General features: G+C 71.7%; 19 protein-coding genes and 2 pseudogenes. 9 read left to right on the top strand and 12 right to left on the bottom strand.

Annotation, left to right across the window (positions count from 1 at the left end; translation table 11 throughout):
* Nucleotides 1-19: 19 nt before the first annotated feature.
* Complete coding sequence (locus tag OG444_RS00735) at nucleotides 20-670, bottom strand: hypothetical protein (protein WP_327260182.1); 651 nt, start codon at nucleotides 668-670, stop codon at nucleotides 20-22.
* Between the two features lie 166 nt (nucleotides 671-836).
* On the opposite strand from OG444_RS00735, the gene OG444_RS00740 reads away from it, so the two are divergent.
* Entirely contained in the window at nucleotides 837-1319 is a 483-nt protein-coding gene (locus tag OG444_RS00740; protein ID WP_327260183.1) for a hypothetical protein, read from the top strand.
* A gap of 887 nt (nucleotides 1320-2206) precedes the next feature.
* Nucleotides 2207-3841: an alpha/beta hydrolase gene (locus OG444_RS00745; protein WP_327260184.1), complete on the top strand. Its 1635-nt coding sequence runs from the start codon at nucleotides 2207-2209 to the stop codon at nucleotides 3839-3841.
* Nucleotides 3842-3856: 15 nt separating this feature from the next.
* Here the strand turns inward: OG444_RS00745 and OG444_RS00750 are convergent, their stop codons facing one another.
* Nucleotides 3857-4399, bottom strand: a complete 543-nt coding sequence (locus OG444_RS00750; protein ID WP_327260185.1) for an NUDIX domain-containing protein — start codon at nucleotides 4397-4399, stop codon at nucleotides 3857-3859.
* A gap of 2570 nt (nucleotides 4400-6969) precedes the next feature.
* On the opposite strand from OG444_RS00750, the gene OG444_RS00755 reads away from it, so the two are divergent.
* From OG444_RS00755 to OG444_RS00765, 3 genes are all read left to right on the top strand, one after another.
* Nucleotides 6970-7854 carry a hypothetical protein gene (locus OG444_RS00755; RefSeq protein WP_327260186.1) on the top strand — a complete coding sequence of 295 codons (885 nt, stop codon included), beginning with the start codon at nucleotides 6970-6972 and terminating at the stop codon, nucleotides 7852-7854.
* Nucleotides 7855-8151: 297 nt separating this feature from the next.
* Complete coding sequence (locus OG444_RS00760; protein WP_327260187.1) at nucleotides 8152-9864, top strand: serine/threonine-protein kinase; 1713 nt, start codon at nucleotides 8152-8154, stop codon at nucleotides 9862-9864.
* Nucleotides 9865-9912: 48 nt separating this feature from the next.
* Nucleotides 9913-10485 (top strand): NADPH-dependent FMN reductase, encoded by a 573-nt coding sequence (locus tag OG444_RS00765; protein ID WP_327260188.1) that lies wholly within the window; start codon nucleotides 9913-9915, stop codon nucleotides 10483-10485.
* Nucleotides 10486-11901: 1416 nt separating this feature from the next.
* Here OG444_RS00765 and OG444_RS00770 read toward each other — a convergent pair.
* The 3 genes and pseudogenes from OG444_RS00770 to OG444_RS00780 all read right to left on the bottom strand — a co-directional run.
* Nucleotides 11902-13545, bottom strand: a complete 1644-nt coding sequence (locus OG444_RS00770) for a hypothetical protein (RefSeq protein ID WP_327260189.1) — start codon at nucleotides 13543-13545, stop codon at nucleotides 11902-11904.
* A 241-nt stretch (nucleotides 13546-13786) separates the two neighbouring features.
* Complete coding sequence (locus OG444_RS00775; protein WP_327260190.1) at nucleotides 13787-14338, bottom strand: hypothetical protein; 552 nt, start codon at nucleotides 14336-14338, stop codon at nucleotides 13787-13789.
* An 11-nt stretch (nucleotides 14339-14349) separates the two neighbouring features.
* Nucleotides 14350-14610: pseudogene (locus OG444_RS00780) on the bottom strand (transposase); the annotation flags it as partial.
* A 177-nt stretch (nucleotides 14611-14787) separates the two neighbouring features.
* Here OG444_RS00780 and OG444_RS00785 point away from each other — a divergent pair.
* Nucleotides 14788-15642 carry a class I SAM-dependent methyltransferase gene (locus OG444_RS00785; protein WP_327260191.1) on the top strand — a complete coding sequence of 285 codons (855 nt, stop codon included), beginning with the start codon at nucleotides 14788-14790 and terminating at the stop codon, nucleotides 15640-15642.
* A gap of 228 nt (nucleotides 15643-15870) precedes the next feature.
* Nucleotides 15871-16263, top strand: coding sequence for a serine hydrolase (locus OG444_RS00790; protein WP_327260192.1), 393 nt, complete (start codon nucleotides 15871-15873; stop codon nucleotides 16261-16263).
* A gap of 70 nt (nucleotides 16264-16333) precedes the next feature.
* Here OG444_RS00790 and OG444_RS00795 read toward each other — a convergent pair whose 3' ends face one another.
* Nucleotides 16334-16900, bottom strand: coding sequence for a CAP domain-containing protein (locus OG444_RS00795; RefSeq protein ID WP_327260193.1), 567 nt, complete (start codon nucleotides 16898-16900; stop codon nucleotides 16334-16336).
* 626 nt (nucleotides 16901-17526) lie between these two features.
* Nucleotides 17527-17817 carry a hypothetical protein gene (locus OG444_RS00800; protein WP_327260194.1) on the bottom strand — a complete coding sequence of 97 codons (291 nt, stop codon included), beginning with the start codon at nucleotides 17815-17817 and terminating at the stop codon, nucleotides 17527-17529.
* 436 nt (nucleotides 17818-18253) lie between these two features.
* On the opposite strand from OG444_RS00800, the gene OG444_RS00805 reads away from it, so the two are divergent.
* Both OG444_RS00805 and OG444_RS00810 read left to right on the top strand, forming a co-directional pair.
* The gene (locus tag OG444_RS00805; protein ID WP_327260195.1) at nucleotides 18254-18976 is read left to right on the top strand and encodes a 4'-phosphopantetheinyl transferase family protein; all 723 of its coding nucleotides are present in this window, start codon (nucleotides 18254-18256) and stop codon (nucleotides 18974-18976) included.
* 419 nt (nucleotides 18977-19395) lie between these two features.
* Nucleotides 19396-19935, top strand: a complete 540-nt coding sequence (locus OG444_RS00810) for an SMI1/KNR4 family protein (protein ID WP_327266622.1) — start codon at nucleotides 19396-19398, stop codon at nucleotides 19933-19935.
* Here the strand turns inward: OG444_RS00810 and OG444_RS00815 are convergent.
* The 5 genes and pseudogenes from OG444_RS00815 to OG444_RS00835 all read right to left on the bottom strand — a co-directional run bounded on the left by OG444_RS00815 (nucleotide 19907) and on the right by OG444_RS00835 (nucleotide 24444).
* A pseudogene (locus OG444_RS00815) lies at nucleotides 19907-20637 on the bottom strand (transposase family protein). The gene OG444_RS00810 and the pseudogene OG444_RS00815 overlap by 29 nt on opposite strands.
* 115 nt (nucleotides 20638-20752) lie before the next feature.
* Nucleotides 20753-21529 (bottom strand): class I SAM-dependent methyltransferase, encoded by a 777-nt coding sequence (locus tag OG444_RS00820; RefSeq protein WP_327260196.1) that lies wholly within the window; start codon nucleotides 21527-21529, stop codon nucleotides 20753-20755.
* Nucleotides 21530-21566: 37 nt separating this feature from the next.
* Nucleotides 21567-21812, bottom strand: a complete 246-nt coding sequence (locus tag OG444_RS00825) for an antitoxin MazE7 (protein ID WP_327260197.1) — start codon at nucleotides 21810-21812, stop codon at nucleotides 21567-21569.
* Between the two features lie 135 nt (nucleotides 21813-21947).
* The gene (locus OG444_RS00830) at nucleotides 21948-23480 is read right to left on the bottom strand and encodes a hypothetical protein (RefSeq protein ID WP_327260198.1); all 1533 of its coding nucleotides are present in this window, start codon (nucleotides 23478-23480) and stop codon (nucleotides 21948-21950) included.
* 97 nt (nucleotides 23481-23577) lie between these two features.
* Nucleotides 23578-24444 (bottom strand): AraC family transcriptional regulator, encoded by an 867-nt coding sequence (locus OG444_RS00835; protein ID WP_327260199.1) that lies wholly within the window; start codon nucleotides 24442-24444, stop codon nucleotides 23578-23580.
* Nucleotides 24445-24534: the final 90 nt, after the last annotated feature.

The raw sequence follows: 24534 nt of genomic DNA on the forward strand, positions 1-24534 counted from the left end.
GGTCAGGTGTCGTGCCGGGTCAGGCGTGGTGCCGGGTCAGGTGGGCGAAGGCGGTGCGGGCGAGGACGTCCAGGGCCTCGGGTGTCGCTCCGGGGGCGAGGGCACGGAAGGACGCGGCGAAGGCGTCCGACTGCGTGCACAGGGTCCGCACCTCCAGGGCCTGGGTCAGGCGCGGTATCACCTCGTGGAAGCAGTAGGGGTGCTCGGATTCGATGAAGGCCTCGAGGCTCTCCTCGTAGGAGGCGTGCTCGCCGTCGTAGGCCCAGCCGTCCAGCGACAGCAGCAGCGGCCACTGGGCCCGCACCTCCCAGGCGGTGAGCGGTACGTCCTCGTAGGAGGGGTCCCCTTCGCGGTCCGCGAGGCGCAGCAGCAGGGCCAGCCCGGTCATGAACTGCGGCAGGCTGTCCGCTCCGGCGGCCGCCGTCCAGGTGCGGCGGGTATCGGGCGGGCAGGTCGCGAAGAACTCCTGGGTGAACGCCGTTGCCAGGTAGTCCAGTTGTGAGGCGAGCGAGCGCAGGGAGCCGCGCCAGGCGGTGTCCCAGTGGTTGGCCCGCATCGTCCGCCTGAACCGCAGGACCTCCCACTCCAGCGGGTCGGTCCCGCCCGCGGCGAGGCCGACCAGGTGCGCGATCGGTCCGCTGGTGAACATGCCTTCCGGGTGCAGTGCCATGCTCCCTCTCCCCCTTCGTCGTTGCGGGTCCATCCAACCCCCTTGCGGACGGCGGGGGCGGCCCGGGGCGGGCGGCGGCAGTGGGGGTGGCGGGGGCAGTAGGGGTGGTGGTGGTGGTGGGGGTGGTGGCGGGGACAACCGGCCGGCCCGGTTCCGCGTCCTTGCCGTGGAGAGCCGTCTCCGGGCCACCGGTGCGGGAGAAGGACCAGACCTGGAGGGCGTCATCGGCACGTTCACCCCTGACCGGCCCGATGCGGGCGCACGGCCCCGCAGGACGGCCGGAACCGGCAGGGTGCTGCTGGGCTGCCTGGCGGGGATCGTACTGACCGCCGTGGCCCTGACCGTGGCGTGGTGGCCGCGGACGGAGGTGACGTACCGCAGCACCGCGCCCGCGGAGCCGGTGTACGACGACCGGTCACCGCACTACCTGGGGCTGGTGCACGAGCAGACCCTGTCCGGGCGGCAGTCCTACCGGATGGTTGTCGGCAGGTACCCCGGGGTGGCCTACGGGCACTGGGTGGACGTCGAGACCGCGTGGGGGGCGCAGGGCATCGAGTCCACCACGTGGACGGAGGCCGGTGTGCGCGTCCGCTTCCGCACCGGTCACGAGGTCTTCGTGCCGGCCCGTTTCTTCCTGCACGGCAGATGAGACCGCGCGGCCGTCACACGGCCGTCGCCCCGCGGGCGGGCCGGTCGGGCCTCGCGCAGCGGGCCGGTGGCGTGACGGCTGCGCGGGCGGCGGGGGGCCGGGCGGGCGGGTGCCGTCGGCGCGTTCGCGGCGGCGGGCGGTCCGCGGCACGGCTGGTGCGCAGAGCGGGCCCACGGGCGACGTCGATGGCCAGGGCCGCGGAAGGGGTACTCCTTCGCCGCCGCCACCTGCAACGGCGCCAGGACCCGCACCGGTGGCCAGGGGCGGCGGTGAGGAACGCCGGCGTGCCCGCCCCTACCAGGTCCCCGTTGCGGCCCGCCGCCGTATCCGGCAGGGGTGCCTGAACGGCGGCCACGAGCAGGACCGGAGGCAGGACCAGAGGCAGGGCCATGGGCAGGGCACACGGCCGGGCCGGTGCCGGGAACGCGAGGGCCGGGGACAGCAGCTCAGCGCGAGGTTGCCGGTGTCGCCCCGGCCGGCCGCACCCTCGGCGCCGCAGGGCGGCAGGGCGGCAGGGCGGCAGGGCGGCAGGGCGGCAGGGCGGCAGGGCGGCAGGGCGGCAGGGCGGCAGGGCAAGGTTCCCGGCGGTGCGGGAGCCGGTGAACACCACCACCCCCCTCGGCCCGTAGGAGCCGGTGGGATACACCGGCACTGTGGTGGCCGGTGGCCGCCGCCGTCATCCGGTGACGGGCCGCGGGCCGGGAACGGGGGCGGGGGGCGGTCGAGGGGGTGCGGGTTCTGCGGGCGCGTACCACTGTGGTTGCAGCCGGACGCTCCCCTCGGCGGTAGGGGACATCAGCTCCCGGCGGGCCGCCAGGGGCGGCGGCCGGCGGCTGCGTTGCCGGCGTTGCCGCCCGTTCCGCAAGACCGTGACGCAGGAGCGCCGCATGCTGACCCGTTTGGCCGATGACAACCGCAGGCGAGTGGTGTGGGGCATATCCCTGCTGCTGATCGCGGTCACCGCGCTCCTGGGAAGCGCACCCGGCAGCGCCGGAGCAGCCCGGGCCGCAGGGGGCGGCGGGGTTTCGGGGGGCGGCGCGGTGCCCGTTCCGGTGCTGTCCTGGGGGCCCTGCGACGGGGCGGGCGACGGCTTCGGGTGTGCGACCGCCCGGGTGCCCCTGGACTACCGCCGCCCCGCCGGCCCCGCCCTCTCCCTCGCGGTCACCCGCCGGCCCGCTGCCGGCCCGGCGCACCGCACCGGTGTGCTGGTGCTGCACCCCGGCGGGCCCGGCAACTCCGGGGTGAACTTCGCCCGCAGCAGCTACGGGGCACTGCCCGCCTCCCTGCGTGACGCCTTCGACGTCGTCGGGTACGACATGCGCGGGGTGGCGCGCAGCGGGCAGGTGGAGTGCTGGAACGACCAGGAGTACACGGCGGCCGTCGACGGTGCGCGCGGTGTGCCCGGTCCGGGGGCCGTGCAGGAGGCGGTGCGCCAGGGCCTCGACTTCGCCCGGGCCTGCCGGGAACGCTCCGGGGACCTGGTGCCGTTCATCGGTACCGGGTCGAACGCCAGGGACATCGACCTGCTGCGCCGGGCCCTGGGCGAGGAGACGCTGTCCTTCTACGGGCGTTCCTTCGGCAGTTACGTCGGTACCGTGTACGCGGCGCAGTTCCCGCGGCGGGTGCGGGCCATGGTGCTGGACGGGGGCTACGATCCGCGCCGCTATGCGGATGTGCCGTACGCCTACGACGGCGGGCAGTTCGCCGCGCTGGACGCGGCGGTCGGCCGGTTCCTGAACTGGTGCGGGCACGACGCGGCCGTCTGCGGGTTCGGGGAGGGCCGGCCGCGGCAGGCCTTCGAGCAGCTGAAGCGGGATCTGGACGCCGATCCGGTGATCACGGCGAGCGGGCGCCCGGCCACCGGGTACACGCTGGCCTACCGGCTGATGTTCAGCATCAACTCGGGCAGGGAGATCTGGCCCGATCTGGGGCAGGCGCTGAAGGCGGCCCAGGAACGGCGGGGTTCGTTCCTGCTGTCGCCGCCCTCGCCCGCGTCGTTCGACTTCCTCAGCGTCAACACGGCCGTGGAGTGCGCCGACCGCCTCTATCCGGGCAGCCGGCTGCTGCTGGGCGCGACGGTCGGCGCCGAGGCCGCCGCGGCCCCGCTGCTGGGACCGCCCATCGGGCTGGGGCCGCCGGCCTACGACCACAACCACGCGCCCGCCTGCGCCCAGTGGCCGGCCCAACGGCCGAGCCGGTTCACAGGCTCCTACCGGGCGGCCGGGTCCGCCCCGATCCTGGTGCTGGGCACGACCGGGGACCCGGACACCCCCTACCGGGACGCGGTGGCCCTGGCCGGGACGCTGGAGGGCGGGCGGCTGCTGACGTTCGCCGGTGAGGGGCACACCGCCTACAACCGGAGCGCGTGTGTCAGCGCGCTGGTCACCGACTACCTCGCCACGCTGGCGCTGCCCGCGCGGGGCACCGTGTGTGCGGACGAGGCCGGCCCGGAGCCGGCGGGCCGTCGCACCACCGGCATCGAGGCCGACGAGACACAGGATGTGATCCCTGCCCTGCGCTGAGCCGGCGGCGCGTTGTCACACCCAGGTGTAGTTCTCGTCGGTGACGGCCTCCAGGGCAGTGTGGGCGGGGGCTGCGCGGGGGTCGGGCAGGGCCGCGAGGGCGGGCCCGATCGGCGGGAAGAGGGGCAGAGCGGCCGTCCTGCGGTAGTCGACCCACTCGATGACACCGGTCTCGATGCTGCCGTCGGGGAGTTCGTCCTGCTCGAACTCCGCGAGGGTGGCACGGATTTGGGGGGTGATGTGGAGGCGGTGGATCAGGTGGAGCTTGCGCGGCGGCGGGGTGGGGCCGGGGCGGGTGACCCGCTGGTCGACGACCCACAGCAGGTCGCCGCCCTCGGCCTGCTCCGCGTCGAGGCCGAGTTCCTCGGCGAGTTCCCGGTGCAGGGCCTGCCGCAGGTCCTCCCCGTCCTCGACGTTGCCGCCGGGCGGCGTGTAGTGGGTGGACCGGGCACGGTCACGGCGGATCAGGGCGACGTCGTTGCCGCAGAACACCAGCGCCCCGGCCCGGATCCTGATCCGCGAGAACGGGACACCCGCATGGTCACCAGTACCAGTCATGACCACCAGTATCACCGACCACCGCCCACCGCCGCCGCAGCCGGGGGCGGCGGTGGGGGGCGGCAGCGGCCGCCCGCGTACGGCCGGCTCCCATGCCCGCAGGGCCCGGCAGGGCTCAAGCACGCGGACGTGCCGGGCAGCACGCCCCGGACGTCCCGGACCCGACCGGAGCGCCGGTGCCCGGCACAAGGGCCTGCGAGAGCCTCCGCGCCCGGAGGCATCCCCGGGAAGCCGCCGGCGAGGACCCCACCTGCAGGCCCAGATGCACGGCTCCAGGCACCGGGCCGGTTCCACCAGGTGCGTCCCGGCCGGGGACCGGGCCCGGGGCCGCGCACAGCGGCACGTACGCGGGAACCGGCGAGGACGACGACCGCGGCCTTCTCCCCGTGCTGCACGCGGGGGGGGGTGGGCCAGAGCGAGTTGGGCGACTGCCCGTACGCGAAGACCGCGTGGACGGCCGGACCGGCCCGGCGGGCAGGCGAGCGCGCCGGCCGGTGTGCATGCGGCGGGAATCCGTAACTGATCCGCCGTGCGGGGCCGTCGAACAGAAGCAGGAAGAGGCGGAGGAGATGGAGGAGGCCGGCGCCGGCGGCCATCACGTCGCGGGCCGCCAGGAGCGACCAGCTTCTCCGGTCCCAACACCGGGCCGGTTCCACCAGGTGCGTCCCGGCCGGGGACCGGGCCCGGGGCCGCGCACAGCGGCACGTACGCGGGAACCGGCGAGGACGACGACCGCGGCCTTCTCCCCGTGCTGCACGCGGGGGGGGTGGGCCAGAGCGAGTTGGGCGACTGCCCGTACGCGAAGACCGCGTGGACGGCCGGACCGGCCCGGCGGGCAGGCGAGCGCGCCGGCCGGTGTGCATGCGGCGGAGATCCGTAACTGATCCGCCGTGCGGGGCCGTCGAACAGAAGCAGGAAGAGGCGGAGGAGATGGAGGAGGCCGGCGCCGGCGGCCATCACGTCGCGGGCCGCCAGGAGCGACCAGCTTCTCCGGTCCCAACACCGGGCCGGTTCCACCAGGTGCGTCCCGGCCGGGGACCGGGCCCGGGGCCGCGCACAGCGGCACGTACGCGGGAACCGGCGAGGACGACGACCGCGGCCTTCTCCCCGTGCTGCACGCGGGGGTGGGCCAGAGCGAGTTGGGCGACTGCCCGTACGCGAAGACCGCGTGAGCGGCCGGACCGGCCCGGCGGGCAGGCGAGCGCGCCGGCCGGTGTGCATGCGGCGGAGATCCGTAACTGATCCGCCGTGCGGGGCCGTCGAACAGAAGCAGGAAGAGGCGGAGGAGATGGAGGAGGCCGGCGCCGGCGGCCATCACGTCGCGGGCCGCCAGGAGCGACCAGCTTCTCCGGTCCCAACACCGGGCCGGTTCCACCAGGTGCGTCCCGGCCGGGGACCGGGCCCGGGGCCGCGCACAGCGGCACGTACGCGGGAACCGGCGAGGACGACGACCGCGGCCTTCTCCCCGTGCTGCACGCGGGGGGTGGGCCAGAGCGAGTTGGGCGACTGCCCGTACGCGAAGACCGCGTGAGCGGCCGGACCGGCCCGGCGGGCAGGCGAGCGCGCCGGCCGGTGTGCATGCGGCGGAGATGCGTAACTGATCCGCCGTGCGGGGCCGTCGAACAGAAGCAGGAAGAGGCGGAGGAGGCCGGCGCCGGCGGCCATCACGTCGCGGGCCGCCAGGAGCGACCAGCTTCTCCGGGGACCCGATGACCCGACGACCCGGTGACCCGATGACCCGGTGACCCGATGACCCGGTGACCCGATGGTTTGGTGGCCCGGTGACCCGGTGACCCGATGACCCGGTGACCCGATGGTTTGGTGGCCCGGTGGCCCGGTGGCCCGGTGACTCCCGGAGGGTCATGCGTCACCGGGGTGGCACAGGCACGGCAGGCCGGCCCGGGCTGGAGACGGTGACACGCCCGGCCGAACACGGTGGCCACGGCCAGGCTCGGCAACGGTGGCGGGCATACGGGACGGCGGCGGTCCGCAACAGCAACGGCACGCCGCCGCCCTCATGTCGTCGGCGCACAGTCCCCGAACGTGCACCCAGGGCGCAGCTGCCCGGGCAGGAACCCGTTCCCGGCCCCAGGGGAGCACTGACCCCCACCGCCTGCCACGCCGGGTCGCTCTCCCCTCGATGCACCCGTGCAACCCCTCTCGACACGAACTCCGTTACGGTGCCGGGGCCGGGGCGGGGGCCGGGGGGAGTGCCCATGCCGGTCACCACTGACACACACCGCCGCACAACACGGCTCAACACACCACCGACCCCACTCCACTGCACTGCACTGCACTGCTTCGCAGCGCATGCCGCGGCCTCGTCCGGGTGAGGTACAGCCACTCCCCCAGGCGGGCGGGGCGGGCCGGCGGGGGTCTGGCAGGAGGGGTCTCTGGCAGGGGTGTTGTGCGGGCGGGCTGTCGGTGCCCGGGCCGTGCGGGTTGTTCCGCAACGGCCCTTGCAGAGTTCGGCGGTGCGCGGGCCGGTACATGATCCGCTGTCACGGGTACACGTAGTGCGTACCATTCGCGTCCCGGTATCCCCTTCAGTCACAGACATCGAGGAACCCATGAACACCACGGGCAGCAACGTCACGCGGGTCAAGGACGATTACGCCGAGCAGATCGCCGGTGATCTCGCGGCGAACCAGGCAGCGCAGGAACAGAGGCGCACCGAACTGCAGCGGCTGCAACAGGAGATCGGGGAACTCGAGGAAAGCGAGAAAGTCCTCCTGAGGATGCAGGACGCGCTGGGCATCACCGCCAAGCCCACGCCCACGCCCACGCCCACGCCCGCGCCCGCGCCCGCGCCTGCGGGGCAGCCGGCCGCCAAGCGCAGCGTGAAGCGGGCCGCAGTGCCTTCGGCGCGCAGCGCCGCCGGCAGCGCGAAGAAAACCCCGGCACCCACCACCACCACCGCCACAACGGCTGCGACTGCGGCGGCGAAGGCCCCGCGCGCCCGCAAAGCAGCCGGTGCTGCCGCACCCGTGAAAGAGAAGACAACCGGTACCACCGCACCCGTGAAAGAGAAGACAGCTGGTGCTGCCGCACCGGTGAAGGAGAAGACGACCGGTACCGCCGCAGTCGTGAAGGAGAAGACAGCTGGTGCTGCCGCACCGGTGAAGGAGAAGACGACCGGTGCTGCCGCAGTCGTGAAGGAGAAGGCGGCAGGTGCTGCCGCGGTGAAGGGGGAGACGGCAGGCCCGTCCTGGCTCGAACTCGTCACGGCCGCCCTGGCCGGCGGGAAGGAGCCGAGGTCGGCCGCCGAGGTGACCGAAGCGGTCAGTGCCGCCCACCCCGGACGCAAGGTGAAGGCCGCGGTCGTCCGCAACACCCTCGAACAGGGTGTCGCCCGCGGACTGCTGGAACGTTCCAAGCAGGGCCGCTCCGTCTACTACAGCCCCACCAGCCCTGCCCCGGTCACAGCCGCGGACGCCGGCCCGACCCAGCCGTAACGGCCGCACCCGCCATGCCCCACCATGTCCGGCCGGCCCATCGACGCAGCCACGCATGATGCCCTACCCCGGGCGGCATCCACCCCGCCCCGGCAGGCATTCTGCCGGGGCCGTCAGGCGGGACCGCACGTACGCGTGGGGGCGGCGGGCGGGGCCGGATGTACGCGGTGGCGGGGTGCCGGCTGCGGGTGGCCGTGTCGGACGGTGCGGGGGCTGTCCTTTAGGGTCCTTCACGATGACCCGCCGGGCGGTCCGTGCGGTGGCGGCCGGCAACGGTCGTGGGGGCAGGGGGAACTGATGGAGACTTTGCGGCCCGGTGACCCGCTGGAGATCGGCGGGTACCGTCTGCTGGCGCGGCTCGGCTCGGGGGGCATGGGCGAGGTGTTCCTGGCCCGGACGGCGTCCGGGCGGGCCCTGGCCCTGAAGACCGTGCACCGTGAACTGAGCGCGGAGGCGGACTTCGCGCAGCGCTTCGACCGTGAGATCCGCACCAGTGACCGGGTGCGCTGCGCGTGGACGGTGTCGGTGGTGGACTTCAGCCCGCCGGGGGCGTCGCCGCAGTGGCTGGCCACCGAGTACGTTCCCGCGCCGTCGCTGGGCGACTGGGTGCACGGGCGGGGACCGCTCGGGGCCCCGGCCGTGTGGCGCCTGGGACAGGAACTGTCGGCCGCGCTGGTGAGCGTACGGGAGGCGGGAGTCGTCCACCGGGACATCAAACCGGCGAACGTGCTGCTCGGGATGGAGCGGCCCTTCCTGATCGACTTCGGTATCGCGCGTACGGCCGGTGATCCGCGGCACACCCGTACCGGCACGGTCATCGGCACACCGGGTTTCCTGGCACCGGAGCAGGCCACCGGGGCGGTGGCCGCAGCGGCGGCCGATGTGTTCTCCCTCGCCGCGGTACTCGTGTACGCGGCGACCGGGCGCAGTCCCTTCCTTGCCGCGGGGGAGGAACTGGACCTGCCGGCGCTGCTCTACCGGATCGTGCACGACGAGCCGTTCCTCGACGGTGTCCCGCCGGCGCTGCTGCCGCTGGTCGGTCGGTGTCTGGCGAAGGACCCGGGGCAGCGTCCCACCGCGGCCGAGGTGTCGGCCCGCCTGGACGGTGGCCCGCAGCAGGACTGGAGCACGGTGATCCCCCCGGCCCTCACGGCGGAGGCGGCACGCCGACAGGGCGAACTGGGCCGCCTGCTGGCCGCACCCCACCCGGCACCCGCCACACCCCCACTCCCGACACCAGGACCGGTGCCGGTGCCGGTGCCGGTGCCGGTGCCGGTGCCGGGTGGTCCCGTGGCGGCCGCACCCCCGACGGCAGACACCACACCCCCACCGGCAATCGCGCCCCCACCCGCGTCCGCAATCGCGTCCGCGCCGACACCCGCGGGCGGGTCCGTGCCGGGGGCTGCGGGCGGGTCCGGGGGCCGGTGGGCGGTCCTGTCGTCCCGGGGAGCCGGAGCGGCCGCGGGCGCGGCCGTCGTCACCGCCGCCGTCGCACTCGCGGTGTCCCTGCCCGGACGCACCGACGGCAACACCACCACACCCGCCCCCACCCCCACGCCCGCCTCGGCCGCCCCCTCCGCACCACTGGCAGCAGGGACGGCTGCGGCGGGCGCGCTGCCGGCAGCCTGGTCCGGCACCTGGTCCGGCACCGGCCCCGGGACACCCGACGCCGATGGCATCTCCCGTGCACGGACCGGTGAGTTCACCGTGACGGTCACACTCAACGGCGGGACGGTGGGCGAACTCGTCGGCCGGCAGGTCAGCAACCTGAAGGAAACCGCCACCGGCCGGAACCTGGGCTGCACCGAAGCCCTCCAGCTGCGCCAGACCCGCGGGAACACGGCTGTGTTCGAGGCGGTCACCAGCCACCCCACCGACCGCACCGCCGTCCTGGACTGCCCCCGCAACAACCTGTACGTCCTGACGATGACGGGCCCCGACCGGCTCACCCTCGAATCGGAAGGCGCCCAGTCCGCGGGCGCCCCCGCCGCACTGACCCGCACCCCCTGACAGCCACGGCTTTGACCTCAAGCGGACTTGATGTTCTAAACCTGGGGCATGACCTCACCCCTGCGTATCGCACTGATCATCGCCAGCACCCGGGAAGGCCGGTTCGGCCCCACCGTGGCCCGCTGGTTCGAAACCGTCACCGCCGGCCGCACCGACATCGAACTGACCCTCGCCGACCTGACGGACGCCGACCTCCCCGCCCACTGGACCCCCGACCTCACCCCCCAGGGGCGGGCCTTCGTCGAACACCTCGCCACCTGCGACGCCTACATCGTCCTGACCCCCGAGTACAACCACTCCTTCCCCGCCTCCCTGAAGCAGGCCATCGACATCGCCGGGCCCGTCTGGAAGCGCAAGCCCGTCGGATTCATCTCCTACGGCGGCCTCTCCGGCGGCCTGCGCGCCGTCGAACAACTCCGCCCGGTCTTCGCCGAACTCCACGCCGCGACCATCCGCGAAACCGTCAGCTTCCACCAGTTCCCCTTCGACCGGGCCGGACAGCCCCACGACCACACCAACGCCACCCAAGCAGCCACCACCCTCCTCGACGACCTCGCATGGTGGGGCCACGCCCTGCGCACCGCCCGCCGACCCGACCGGGCACGGACCGAAGCGGCCTGACCCCCACCCGCCCGCCGTTCCCGCCCGCACCCACCCCGGGCAAGCCGCCCAGGCGCACCGCCCGGGAAGGAAAACATCCCGCGGCAGGCAACGACAGGCCGACACGCAACCACCAGGGCGCGGAGATGCCCGCCCCGGACGGGGCTCCCGGGCGCACCCCTGGGGAAGAACACCCCGGCGGAACGCAGCAGGCCCACACCCAACCCGCCGGGCACGAAGACGCCGCCCCGGCGGCAGCCCCTGAACCCGTACAGCCGGACACCCCGGCCCGCCACAAACCCCGCCGCAACCACTACGGGCAGGAACGACCCCTGCCCGGCTCGCCCACGGGCAGACGCACCACCACCCACGGCCGTGCACGATCACACGGCCGGAAGGATGCGGGGCACGGCACTGGCCAGGAAAAGGGCCACGTCACATCACCGTCGACGACACCACCCACCAGGTGACGCGTTCCAGAGGTGGCCGGCCCCGCCCAGGAAACGGGCCGGCCACCCCTCACCCACGATCGAACACACCGGCCAACCCGGCACCACCCCCGCCACCAGCCATCCCCACCCGGCAACCGAACCGGCAGCCCCTCCACCCCGGCCCCCGGCCCCCGGCCCCCGGCCCCACCATCCGCCCCGCCCCTGACCCGCAACCGGAGCCCGCAACCCCAGACCCCCGCGCCACCTCAGCCAAAACCAAAACCCCCAGCCCCCTCACTGACGCGCGCAGCACACCGAAACCCACCACCCCAGTGACCGGCCACCGGGCCGGTGCTCCTTCCCCGCTGCCCGCTCCCCCACCGGCCCGCCGGCCCACTCGCGCGGCTTCGTCGACCAACTGCGGCCCACAGCATCACCCGCGCCCCGACCACAGTTCCTCAAACCCCTGCATTGATGAGGCTCGTCGAAAACGCCCCACCCCCTGATCGGGAGTGACCCCACACCGGCCCGATGGATCCCCCAGCAACGGGGCACCCGACCTGCGACCTGGCGCCACAAGGACGGCCACCCGGTGGACAGCCAACCCCAGACGCGGGGCCGACTGTCCATGGCGGCCCAAGGCCAGCACACAGCCCGGCCGCAGGCGCCCGGGGGCCCTACGGGCACCCGACGACCACGGCCGCTCGAGGGCCCTCTGCCGTCCAGTGACGCGCGCCGGCACTACGGGGGACGACATCCCCGTCACCAGCGCCATACACCGACGCCACACGGTCTTCCCCGCCACCCCGGAACCAGCCGCAACCGGTACTCAAAGCCAGCCAGCACGAGGAGGCAGAACTCGCTGCCTCCCGACCAGCATGCTTCCCGGCATGCCGGCCAAGACACACACACCACACCGAACAACCCTGCCCACACCCCCCGGCCCGGCACCCGACTCCCGGTTCGCGGTTGGCGGTTCGCGGGCCTGTCCCCTCCCCCGGCCGGCTCAGCCGCGAACCGCGCGGGACAGACCGTCCACACCCAGCGCATCCAGACGTGCCTGCGCCGACCGCAGATGACCCTGGTCCATACCGGGCAGCACACGCAGCAGAGCAACCAGCCCCGGCCCCGACTCCACCACCGCAGCCCGCTCCCTCACCTGCGTCCAGCAGTACAGAGCACCCGCAGCCGCCGCATACACCTCCGGCGCAGCCACCCCCTGGCATTCCACCCGGACCCGGCAGGCCCCCGCCCACAAACCCGTCGCGACAAGAAAGTCACCTGCCATCCGCGCCAGATCAGCACGGATCTCCGTCCACTGAACCGCCTCCACAGACGATCCCCCGTACAAGCCCCCCGCGTACTCCTCCCACACCCGCGCCAAAGAAGCCGCCTCACCATGACGTCCCCCCGACGCCAGCCAGTGAATGTAAGGCCGCGGATCCCCACCACCCCCCGGCAACCAACCCCCACCAGGAACAGCCAACTCCCCCCGTTCCGACCCTCCCTGACCAGGCCGGCCATCCAACACCAGCCGCCCCACCCCCAACCGGCCCGACCCAAACCCGTCCGGCGCAAACCCGTCCGGCCCAAGACGGTCTGGGCCAAGCCCGTCCGACTCCAACCGATCCAGCCCAACCTGATCCATGCCAGGCCCGTCCGACCCAACCCGATCCGGCTCAAGCTGTTCGTGCAGCGGCTCATGGGGCCGCTGCACCGACTGCCGCTCCTCCGCCAACGGCTGTCGCTGTCGCTGCTGCTGTTCCTGCACCGGCGAAGGCTGCAACAGCGATTGCGGATGCTGCTGCCACAGCGGTTCAGGGTCCTGCGGCAACCGCTGCGCCCGTGCTTGAGGTTCGTGCGGCGAACGCTGCTGCGGCAGCGCCTCCTGCTGCTGCCCGTTCAGCGGCTGCTGCGCCGGCCGGTGTGGCGACTGCCCGTACGGGTGCTGCTGCCGGGGGGCGGGGCGCATGCCCAGCTCGCGGGCGGTCGGCACGACCAGCGCCCCCGACGGAAGTCCCGCAGCCCCCACCGCAAGGACATGCACCTGCACATCCGCCGGCCTCACCGGAGCACGACGCAACTGATCGATCCACTGCCGGGTATACCCACTCACCCCACCACCCCCCGCCACCGAACCCGGCGGGCACACCACCCCGTACACATCGACACCCGACGCCACCGGCGGCAGACCGCCGTACTCCCCCAGCAGCGGCCACGCCTCCCGGTCCGCCACAAAATCCACCCACACCGTCGTCGAACCAGCCGGCCGACCCGCCAGCACCCCGCCCAGCCACTCCCACGGCACAGCCGTGTACCGCACCGCAGACGAAACCGTCCCCGCCAACGCGAAATACAGACACCGCCCACGCCGGTCAGCCGTCAACCGACCCGACAAATACACCAGCAACGGACCCGGAGCCGCAGCAGCCGAACGCAACCGCGTCAACACCGTATTCGGATCCCGCACCCCGTCCAGAGCCACCATGTCAGCCGGAACATCACTCCCCAGCAACACACCCGCCGGCACCATCGCCAACGCGCCCAGATTCACCCCCGGATCCAACTCCACCACCCGACGACGCACAGCAACATCCCCCGCCACCAGCAGAACATGCCCCCGCCGGCACCCCGGCCCAATGAAATCCATGAACAGACCGTACTCACCCCACACCCACCACCACCAACACCACCACCCCCACCACACCACCCTGCCCAGCCTGTCGTCCGCACCACCCCGCACCGTTGAGCCGGCGCTCACCGGCCACGTCCATTCCCCTGACCCGAGCGGTCTGCTGCCGGTGGGCCACCACAACTGCGGCCGGGGCCGGCCTCCTGTCGTTAACCATTCCCGCCGGGCAAACCACGCCCTAAGACATCGTTTCTCTTGGTCAGCTGTCCTGCCGGCGCCCGAGCAAACGGCCCTGCTCCTGCTTCAGGCCCGCGAACCGGTGCCGCGCGTATGCGGCTATCTCCTCACTGGGGAAGGGCACCACGGACAGGTGCTGGTCATAGCTCCCCTGCTCCCACCGGGCGGCTGTGATCTCATAGCCGGAAACGTGGGCGCACAGCTGAAGCAGAATCGGCGGCATCTCTGGTTCGCTCAAGAGGTCAGCGTGCTTGATGACGAGGTCGCGCATCGCCTGAATGTTCGGGAGGAAGACGGTCCTGACCCACAACCGCCATTCGGCGAGTTCCTCGTCGGAAGGCGGTATCTCATGCACGAAGGGCGACCTGCCGTCAGGACGAGCGTTGCGCTCCATGAACGCGCCGAAGATGCGGCTGTTGGCTTCCGTGAGGGCGAACAGCGGTCCGTAGAAATCGCTGAGCTGCCGATTCAAGCGAGCGAGGCGTTCTTGGCGCTGCGACAGGCGCAAGCCGTTGAGATAGGTGGCTACATAGCCGACGAACGCCAGCGCGATGGTGACGACTACTGTGATCATGAGAGGCGATGCTAGTGAGTATCACCTCCCTTGGTCAGCCTGCGGCAGCAGATCAGGGTCGCCGCGATCCCGGCGAAGGCGAGGAAGTGCTCGGCCTTGCGTTCGTAGCGGCGGTGGAGTCGACGGCAGCCGGCGAGCCAGGAGACGGTCCTCTCGATGACCCAGCGGTGACGGCCCAACCGCTGTGAAGACTCGATGCCCTTGCGGGCGATGCGGTGCCGAATACCTCGCTTGCGCAGCCAGCAGCGGAGATGGTCGTAGTCGTAGCCCTTGGGGACTGCTGGATTACGCACGCCCTGGCGGCAGCACGACGGCAGACAACAAAGTCGCTCCCGACCCACAGGATGGGCCGCCGTCGTGCCGGTGAGGTGCAGGAATTCAGAGGCGCCGCTGCCCATGCGTCTCATACCCTCGGCCGCACTGACCCGTCGAGTATCAGCAAGGACTTTGTGAATCACTCCGATCTCCTCGCCAAGGCCCCCTCGCTCGCGGCCGGCATGGCCGCCGCCGATCACAGCCCGGACACCCAGCTGACCCAGACTCGCCACCGCGCCGCGCTCGTGGCGAGCTGGCACATCGCACCCGGCTCAACCGTCCTCGAGCTGGGCTGCGGCCAGGGCGACATGACCGCCGTACTTGCAGAGGCGGTCGGGCCCGAAGGGCGCGTGGTGGCCGTTGACGTGGCCGCACCCTCCTACGGGGCGCCGGTCACGCTCGGAGAATCAGCAGCCCGGCTCGCGGCGGGCCCACTCGGGCCGCGCATCGACTTCCGCTTCGGCACCGACGTCCTCGACCCGTCGGTCGACTTCCCCGAAAGCACCTTCGACCATGTGGTGCTCGCCCATTGCTCCTGGTACTTCACATCGCTCGGGCAACTGCGCGACACGCTGGCCCGGGTACGGCCGTGGGCGCGGCGACTGTGGTTCACCGAGTGGGACCTCACGCCTGCCTCCGACGACCAGTTGGCGCATCCGCTTGCCGTGCTGATCCAGGGGCAGACCGAAGCCGCGGGATCGCATGGCCAGGGCAACGTCCGCACACCTTTCTCCCGTGAGGGCCTGCTGCGGCTCCTGCCTGAGGCCGGCTGGACGGCCGACGGCAGCGAGCCGGTCAATACCGAAGAACTTCAGGACGGCGACTGGGAAATCGCAGCTTGCCTCGACCTGGTGGGAAACGATGGGCGTCTGGCCGCGCTGCCCGAGCCGGTGCGACAGCTCGTCCTGAGTCAGGCCGACGTTCTCCGGGCCATAGCCAAGCCGCGCGGCAACCGCGCGCTCGCCGCGTATTCAGTCACCGCGCGCTGACATACGGCCCCAGCGTCCAGCCCGGCCAGAGTTCAGTGAGATCAGCCAGCCTTCACGCACCTCCGCCGCCGCGCCGCCACATCTGGGACACCGCCTCGGCAGGGCACCGCGCCCTCCCGGAGTGGTCCGGGCCGTCGGACTGCGCCACACCTACTTCCCGACCCCCGCCGACACGACAGTCCCGGAAGGCCACCCCCCGGGCCACCACAAGGAATCGGCGGGTGAGCCGTGGCGCGACGCGATGCCACGGACATCGACCCGTCCGCCAGCTGGGCGGCGGGACAGATGATCTCCACCAACTCCGGCCTCAACTGGTTCTGCACTGCGCTCCCGGCCGGCCTGCCGAAGGACGCGCAGCTCGCCGAGATGCGCACCACCGTCCCCCTCGGGAACACCGGTGCCGGGTACGGACTGGGGATCATGAGCGGACCGCTGTCGTGCGGCGGCCCCTACTGGGGCCACGACGGCACCATCATGGGGTACGGGATCCACGGCGGGGTCACCGACGACGGTCGCGCGGCGGCGAACGTCACGGTGACCGCCGTTCCGACGGACGTGGCGACCACGAGGCGCGTCGAGAACACAGCGGACACGGCCCTGTGTGCCGCGAAGCAGAAGTAGCCGGACAGACCCGGCGGAGGGTGTTGCAGAAGGCCGTGCAGTACGCACCGCGGCCATAGACCCCACCGGTTCACTGCTGGCAGCGCCCGAAGGTCACGACGTACGTTCCGGCCTGGCTCGCGCCGGCCCCGGCCCGGTCAGCCGAACCCGGCTGGGCCCAGGCGCCGATCTCCCGCATAGCCGGGTCGAGGATGATCTGGCGGTGGCCCCACGTGCTCACGTTCATCCACCAGTTGACCGCAGCATTCGCGGTCCCCGAGCCGCCCCAGCCGGTGTAAGTGATCTCGGCGACGGCCCATGACCTGGGGTTCGGGCAGTAGCCCGCGGCTTTGATCCGGCTCTGTGGTGTCGAGCCGGTCTGTGGGTTGCGGTGCGAATCCTTGCCCGGACCCCACCACTTCAACTGCACGGCGGCGGCGGAGTGCTGCTGCGCCGCAGTTGTCAGCGCCTGGTTCGTGGTGAGGGCGGGCAGGCCCCTCAGCGTGCGCTGGTTGTTGATGAGGCATACCAGCGCATTCCGTACGGCGCTGTCGTTGCTGCTGTTCGGGGCTCGGGCAGCGGCCGCCGCGTCGCACGTGACGGCTGTCGCCGGTGCTGCCGATACTGGGACCACTGCGGCCGACAGGACTCCGGCCACAGCGAGACCTCGTGCGGTTCGGATGAACGAAGCGTGCCTGCTCAAGGAGGTCCACCTCCCGGGAACACGAACAGTGGTTTCCAACAGTGGAGGCGCCACGTCGCGCCAGTGGCGGCGGCACGTGGCACGGCCCGCCGCTACGGCTTCTCTTCCCAGGTTGCCAGCCGACGAGCCGACCCGCCATCCAGGTCCCGGGCAGACGTACAGGCGCGCTCTCCGACATGTCCGAGGGGCCGCGGCGGAACCGTCGTCCCTGCGGGATTCACCGGACTATCGTTTTGAGGCGTGACCGATCCAGGACGTCACCGGGGAACCGGACCCCTGGTTGCGGCGCAGGCAAGGGGTTGCCGACTATGCCCACGGGTGGTGGCGCCTCAAGCCGCTCGCCACCCGGAGCTCCGGCCGGGAACGGGAGATCTGCGCCTGACGTCGGCCCCTGGACGGTCAGGCGGCCTGCGTGGCACCGCCGCGTCACATCTGTCGGGCGGCATGGGGTTCGCCACGGCAACGCGTGAACCGGCCCTGGAGAGCGGGCATGCTGCCCTCCCCGGCCGAGGTGTCGCCGATCCCTCGCGGAGGCTGCCTGCGGGGCGGACGCGTATCAGGCCTCGAGCGCCTGCGGCCCGTCAGCCCCCGTCCGGCAGCGGGACCTGGCCTGCAGCCTTCTGCACCTCGGCCTCCAGCTCGTCGCGCTCCAGACCGAGCGTGTCCGCGTAGTGCTCCAAGGCCGTATCCAGCAGCCACCAGGGCTCACGTGCGTCCTCCCACGCGTCCCGCCAGGTCACGTTCTGTTCGTCGGTCCACTGAGCCGCGTCGCCGAGTTCCTCCTGAAGGCGCATCAACCCGGCGTGCGCTTCCTCGGATGCTTCCTGCAGCTCAACCAGTTCGTCCAGTGCGTCAGACAGTCTGATTTCCACCCCGGCATCCTACGTGTCAAGAACCGGCCGGCCCGCAACAGACCTCCGAGACGATCCTGGTGGGCCGCCTGGCGGACGGCCGGCGCTGTGCCGCCGACCCCGGCACGGGGCGATCAGCGGGCCGCGGTCGCAGTGCCCGCCGGCGAGCCGTCCGGGATCCGCACACGTACCGGGGAACACCGAACGGCTCACGCCACGGCGGGCCCGCCGCCGGACACCGGCAGGAACAGCACAGCGTCCAGCCACACGGAACACGGGCACCGCAGGGCAGGACACGCAAGCATCCAGACACCGGGACAGGAACACCGGCAGGCAGCACCCGAACCGGATGCCTCAACCGCCGGGAAAAACCGGCAACACCGCAACAGGCAGCCGCCGGACACCCACACCGACACCACAGCCCCTCCACCCGACCACCTGGTCTACCCTCGGTCGGATGATCACCCACATCAACCAGCTCGGCGCCGAAACACCCCACACCGGACCCGCACCCACCGGCACACAAGCCATCGTCTGGTCCCTCGACACCACCGCCCACACCATCGGCGGACACCACATCCACGACGCACACACCATCCTGGACACCGAAGAACGCACCAAAGCCGCCCGCTTCCTACAACCCGACGACCGCCACCGCTACACCACCTCCCACCTCGCCCTCCGCATCCTCCTCGGCAAATACCTCAACCAACCCCCCCAACACATCACCCTCACCCGCGAACCCTGCCCCACCTGCGGCGGCCCCCACGGCCGACCCGCCCTCACCCACCCCAACCTCCACTTCTCCCTCTCCCACAGCGGCAACCTCGCCTACATCGCCCTCGCCGCCACCCCCGTCGGCATCGACATCGAACAAACCCCCACCCCCCAAACCGTCAACGACATCATCAACACCCTCCACCCCACCGAAACCACCGAACTCAAAGCCCTCACACCCGACCAACAACCCCCCGCACTCGCCCGCCTCTGGGCCCGCAAAGAAGCCTGCCTCAAAGCCACCGGCACCGGACTCTCCCAAGGCCTCACCCACCCCTACGTCAGCACCCACCCCACCCCACCACCCACCCCCGGCTGGACCCTCACCGACCTCCCCACCCCCCACGGCTACACCGCCGCCCTCGCCCAAACCCAACCACCCATCCACGACCCCGCCCTGTAAGCACACGCATTCCCGCACACGGTCTCTCCCCCGACGGCTCGCCGGCGTGTATCCGGCGCCGTGCAGACACCTTCGAGAGCCAGTTGATGAACCAGTGAGCGTTTTGAGCTTCGCCACTCCAGGGTGACGCTGTGGCCCGCGCTTGAGTCCTGGAAGCTCCTCGGCTGGGCCGGCTCGCCGGGCACAGTGGGTTGTCTGTGAAAAGTTGCGGGCGGTCACCCGCTGAGGGGCCGACCCTGCACTTCGGGGCGGAAGATGATCGCGGGGAGGGATGGAACACACGCTCGAAGTACCATCCCTGCAAGGTTGCCCGGCCGATACTTCCCCACCTCCGCAGTGGCGTAGTCGGACGGAGACATCCCTGTAGAGAGGACAGAGGACAGAGGGCGATGAGTGTGGCTGAGAGTTGGTCGCGTGTGATGAGTCTTCTTCGGGAGCACGCGTCGGCCGATCACGCAGATCTGCCAGGGCCCGCTACGGAGCAGATGCTCGCGGCAGCCGAGGAACGGATGGGGATCTCCCTGCATGGGGACCTGCGGACGTGGCTGTTGCAGAACAATCTGGATCTGCCGAAGGAAGACGTCGACGACGAAGTGGCATGCTGCGGCTTCGACGGGTTCCCCGACGAGGGAAGCTTCTTTCTGGGCATCCGGGCGATGGAGAAGCTCTACGCGAACCGCTCCACGTCCTGTGGATTCGACCCTCCGGACCAGCCGGACCACCCGTTCTGGCGTAACGAGTGGATCCCGTTCCTGTCGGACCGGGACGGCTGGATGGGAAAGTTCATCGATGCGCGGGACGGGCGCGTCGGCAGCTGGTTCGTGGGTGGCCCCACGGTTACGGGCGAGTACGAATCGATGGCCCAGTATTTCGACTCCGTGGCGGAGACGCTGACGAGGATCGCCGAGGGAAGCTCCCCGGTCTGTCGGTTCACCGAAGGTCGACTTGTCTGGTCGTGAGACAGTTCCCAACTGGATGACGGCCATTGCCAATCCGGTCGGGGCTGCAACGGGCCCGGCGGAGGATCTGCCAGGACTTGAGTCGCGCGATGCTTCGTTCGACCGGTGCTCGTGCCGCTGACAGGGCTCGGTTGATTGTCTGTTGGGTTGTGGTGAGGTCCTGGCCGGGAAGCCGTCCGTAGGCGCGGTCGGCGAGCACGGGTGCGCCCTGGTGTTCGCAGATCCGGATGATGCGGTGGGTACGGGCCGCGGTCAGGTCGTGGGTGCGGCCGGGCAGCGCGGGTGAGATCCACAGGAGCTTGCCGGTGGGATCGGCCACGACCTGCACGTTCACGCCGTGACGGCGGTGCTTCTGGGAGAAGCCGGCCCGGCTGTCGCCGACCCGGTCGCACTCGGCGAGCGTCCCGTCGAGCAGGACGTGATGGGGATCCGTCTCGCGCAGGACCCGCAGCAGGCCGGGTGCCGGTGGGACAGGTGATCGACGACGGCCGCGACGTAGGCGTGGGCAGTTCCGACGGATATGCCGAAGCCGGCGGCGATCTGCGCGAGCGTGTCGTGCCGGCGAAGGTAGACCGGGCCCACGAGAGCGCGCTGCTGGGGCGGGAGCTGACAGCGTCGGCCACCCTCACGGGTGACGATGAGCATGGATACCCACTCGACCAGGGCATGCGGCAGGTCGAGTGCGGCAGAACGGGGAACCAACGAGGCTCCTGAGCTGATGAGTTGAGCCGTCGAGCACCTCTTTCAACGGAGCAGGAGCCCCGTGAGTTGCGGGACCGCCTCTTCGGCAGCACCGCGGTCGGGGAAGGGGCTCGGATCAGGGCACGGCGCGGACGAGGACGAGGGAGCCGATCAGGCTGGGCTGTCGGCGCAGGGCTCCGTGGCGTTCGTCCCAGACTCCGGCCTGCAGGTCCTGGCGGAGTCGGTCGACGTACTGCTCCTGCACGGCCGGTCCGACAAAGCTCCAGGCCGAGCACGCCTGGCGGGCTCCCGGATCCAGGAGACGCTCCGGGCGGGCGTAGTAGGCCTCGTTGAAGCCGTCCGTGCAGTCGGCGGGGATCGGGACCCGCTCGACGGTGGTGCGGCCGCCGAGCGCTTCCCTGATGTCGGCCAGAGCAGGGTAGCGCCGGGCCTCGGTGTCGAGGACGAGCGGCGCGTACGCGTAGAGCCAGAAGTCACGCACCAGATCCGGGTCGCAGGTCAGTACGACCACCGGGCCGCGGGCCACGCGCCGCATCTCCCGCAGCCCCGCGCCCAGATCGCTCCACTGGTGCACGCTGAAAACGGTCATGGCCGCATCGAAGGCATCGTCGGCGAAAGGCAGGTGCTCAGCAGTCGCATCGACGGCCGGTGGGAGGTGCGCCGGCCGCTGTGCCCGCATGGACCGGGAGGGTTCGACCGGGGTGATCTCCCATGCCGCCAACTCGTACGAGCCCGCCCCGGCGCCGATGTTGACCACGGTCCGGGCGTCGCCGATCGCCCGGTGGATGATCGCCGCGATGCGCGGATCGGGCTGCCGGTAGGCGCTGTAGCCGACGCCGATCCTGCCGTAGTCCGCGTCCCCCGCACTGCCGTCCATCCGCTGCATCCCCATGCCACAAAGGTAAGCAGGCGCCACGGGGAGCGGAAGGTCAGGCCGCGCCGTTCGCTCCCGGGGACGCGGGCAGCCCGCCGAACTCACCGTCGAACGCGGCCGAGATGCCCGGCCGGCCCACTGTTTCGCGAAACACGGCGGTCGCCCGACCCAGGGCGAGCTGGTTCTCCTCCTCGATGGCCAGCTCCGCCAGATAGGCGCGCACGCTCTTGCCACGAGCAGCGGCAACAGCAGCGAAACGGTCCCGGGTCTCGGAGTCGACCTTCACGGTTGTATCTGCCATACCCCGAGTATGCATCCGCGCATACCTTTGCGAATACCTTCCCGGTTCGTTCCCGTGCCTCCGTCCGGTCCGGGGTGGTCCTCGTCTCCGGATGTCGCGGCCGGCGCCCGCGGCACAGGGCACCCGGCTCACGGCTCATCCGGCCTTCAGGCGGCGGCCGATCTCCTCGGTCATCCGGCGCTGGAGTTCGGCCAGTTGCTCGTTCGTGTACCCCGTCAGATCGCCGGTACCGCCCGGGCTCTTCGCTCCCTGCTCCTGTTGCTGTTTCTGCTGCTCCCGGCGTTTGAGCTCCTGTTCCTCGGGCGAGCCCGGAGCCGCGTACGCGCACCGGATGAGCGCTCCGTCGGCCGCCTTCAGGCAGGTCGCCTCACGGCCGCCCACCTGGCCCTTCCCCTCCACCCGATAGCGGACGTTCTGCTCGCTGCCGACGGTCGCCGTCCATGTGCCGCCCCCGGTGGGTACGACCTCGAAGACCTGGTCGTCGTTGTAGCAGCAGACGTCCCGGTACTCGGCCTTGATCAGGGCGACCAACGCCTTCGGGGACGACCACGCCGGATCGAGGCGGTGGACGGTCATCGGCGCGAGCCCGCCGCCCTCGTGGCGGGTGGGCACCGTCGATACGGCCACCACCGAGCTGGCCTCCCCCTGCGGCGTGAGCGGAGTGACGTACGCACTGCGCCCGGCCGCCTCGCGGTACCGGAGGGTGAACTCGGACTCGTTGCCCTCGTTGGCGCCGTCCTCGGAGGCGTCCCAGCCGCTGCGTTCGAACCACCAGTCGCTGAAGCTGCCCACCGCAGCCGTTCCCTCCCGCTGACGGGCCGCGAGGCTGATGGGGTACGAGGGACCGGGGACGGCGGAGGTGTCGGTGGTGACGGTGAGCTTTCCCGTCCGGCCGTTGTAGAGCGCGACCCCGGCGGGGCGCTCGGTCACGACGAGGAGCCCGGTCTGCCGCTTGAGCGGGACGACCACGACCGGTGTGCCGCCCGAGCAGGTCGCGTAGGCGTCGTCGGCCTCGAAGCGGACCCAGCGCTTCTCCGCCGAGATCTTCCTGCCGAGGTTGTGGGAGAACCAGCCGCTGATTCGCGCGTCCGCCACGGACACGTCGAACGGGCAGCGCTCCTGGCTGCGGCTCTCGCCGCCGAGGGGGACGTCCTGCACGAGGCCGACCTCGTACCCGGCCAGCCAGCCGCGCCGCTCCACCAGGGTGGCGAACCGGTCCGAGTCGGGCAGGTAGGTGATGTCGGAGATCTCACCGGTGACATCGCCCAGGTGCGGGGCGGCCTGCGCCTTGCCGGCCACGTACGGCACCCGTGCCGTCAGGCCGGGTACGGGCTCGGTCACGACCTTCGCGGTGGCCATGTACGCCCGGTCCTGGAGGTACGAGCCGTACACCAGCCAGCCGACGGTCAGGCCCAGTCCGACGACGGCGCCCAGGCACCCGATGACGACGGCCCCGTCCCCGGCGCCCGCGCCGCGCCCGGCACGCCGCCGCAGCCATGCGACCAGCAGCCACACCGTCGCGGAGCCGCCCGCGGCCAGCAGGGGCAGGGCGAACCAGGCAAAGAGCTTGCGCAGCTCCCAGACCGCGATCGTCGTGTAGTACGAGCCGTACCAGAGCACGAATCCGGCCAGCAGCACGCCTATCCCCACACGCAATGCCCGACCCATCAGCGCCCCCGCCCCTCGGCCCACCTCGGCTTGTCCGGTTTCTGTACCCCGGACCGGACCTCTCACGCCTTCCGACGCCTGTCGGCTCGGGCCTTGTTCAGCCCTGTTCCCGCTCCACCGGGAGCCACAGCTCGGCATCGGCCTCGGTGTGGTCCGCGGACATACGGGTCCGTAGGATCTCCGGGCCGGGCCGGCTGCGGTAGGGGTTGGACGGGAACCACTGCGTGAACACGTTCCGCCACAGCTCCTGGATGGCCTGCGGGGCCGGTCCGGAGGTGGTGAAGACGGCCCAGGTGCCGGCCCGGACCGGCAGGACCGCTGCCCCTTCGGGGGCGGCCGCCGACGTGATCACCGCCTGGTAGTAGTCGAGTTCGGTGCCCTCCGCCCGGCTCGGGTCCAGGTCGTCACAGACCGCGACGATGCCGTGGGGCTCCTGGTCCGACAGTTTCTCCAGGCGCTCCAGGACCTGCGGGTCGGTCCCGCGGACGAAGTCGATGATCGCCTGGTTCGGCCCCGCGTGCACCAGTGGCACCCGGGCCTTGAGGCCGACGACGCTGAAGTCCGGCCTGTCCACTACGCGATAACGCATGCTGCTGGTCCCTTCGACGGTGAGACGGAAGGTCAACCGGGGCTGGGAGACGAGCGCGGCGCCGGTGCGCCGGGCCTCGCCCGGACCGACCCCGTGCATCGCGCGGAACGCCCGGGCGAACGCCTCGCCCGAGCCGTAGCCGTAGCGCACCGCGATCTCCAGCAGAGACTCTTGCCCTGCGAGCACCTCGGCACCCGCGAGCGTGAGACGGCGGCGCCGTACGTACTCCGACAGGGGCATGCCCGCGAGCGCGGAGAACATCCGGCGCAGGTGGTACTCCGAGGTGGCCGCGATGCGTGCCAGCTCAGCCCCGTCGACCTGCCGGTCGAGGTGGCGCTCGATGTACTCCAGGGTCTGGTTGAGACGCTCCAGCACTCCCGGTCTCCTTCCTCTTTCGTGATCACCATGCTAGGGAGCGGGCACCCTGCCTGACCCGACATCCTGTGCCCGATCGGGTCGGGTGCG

Origin of the sequence: Streptomyces sp. NBC_01232, from assembly GCF_035989885.1 — a bacterium.
GTDB lineage: Bacteria > Actinomycetota > Actinomycetes > Streptomycetales > Streptomycetaceae > Streptomyces.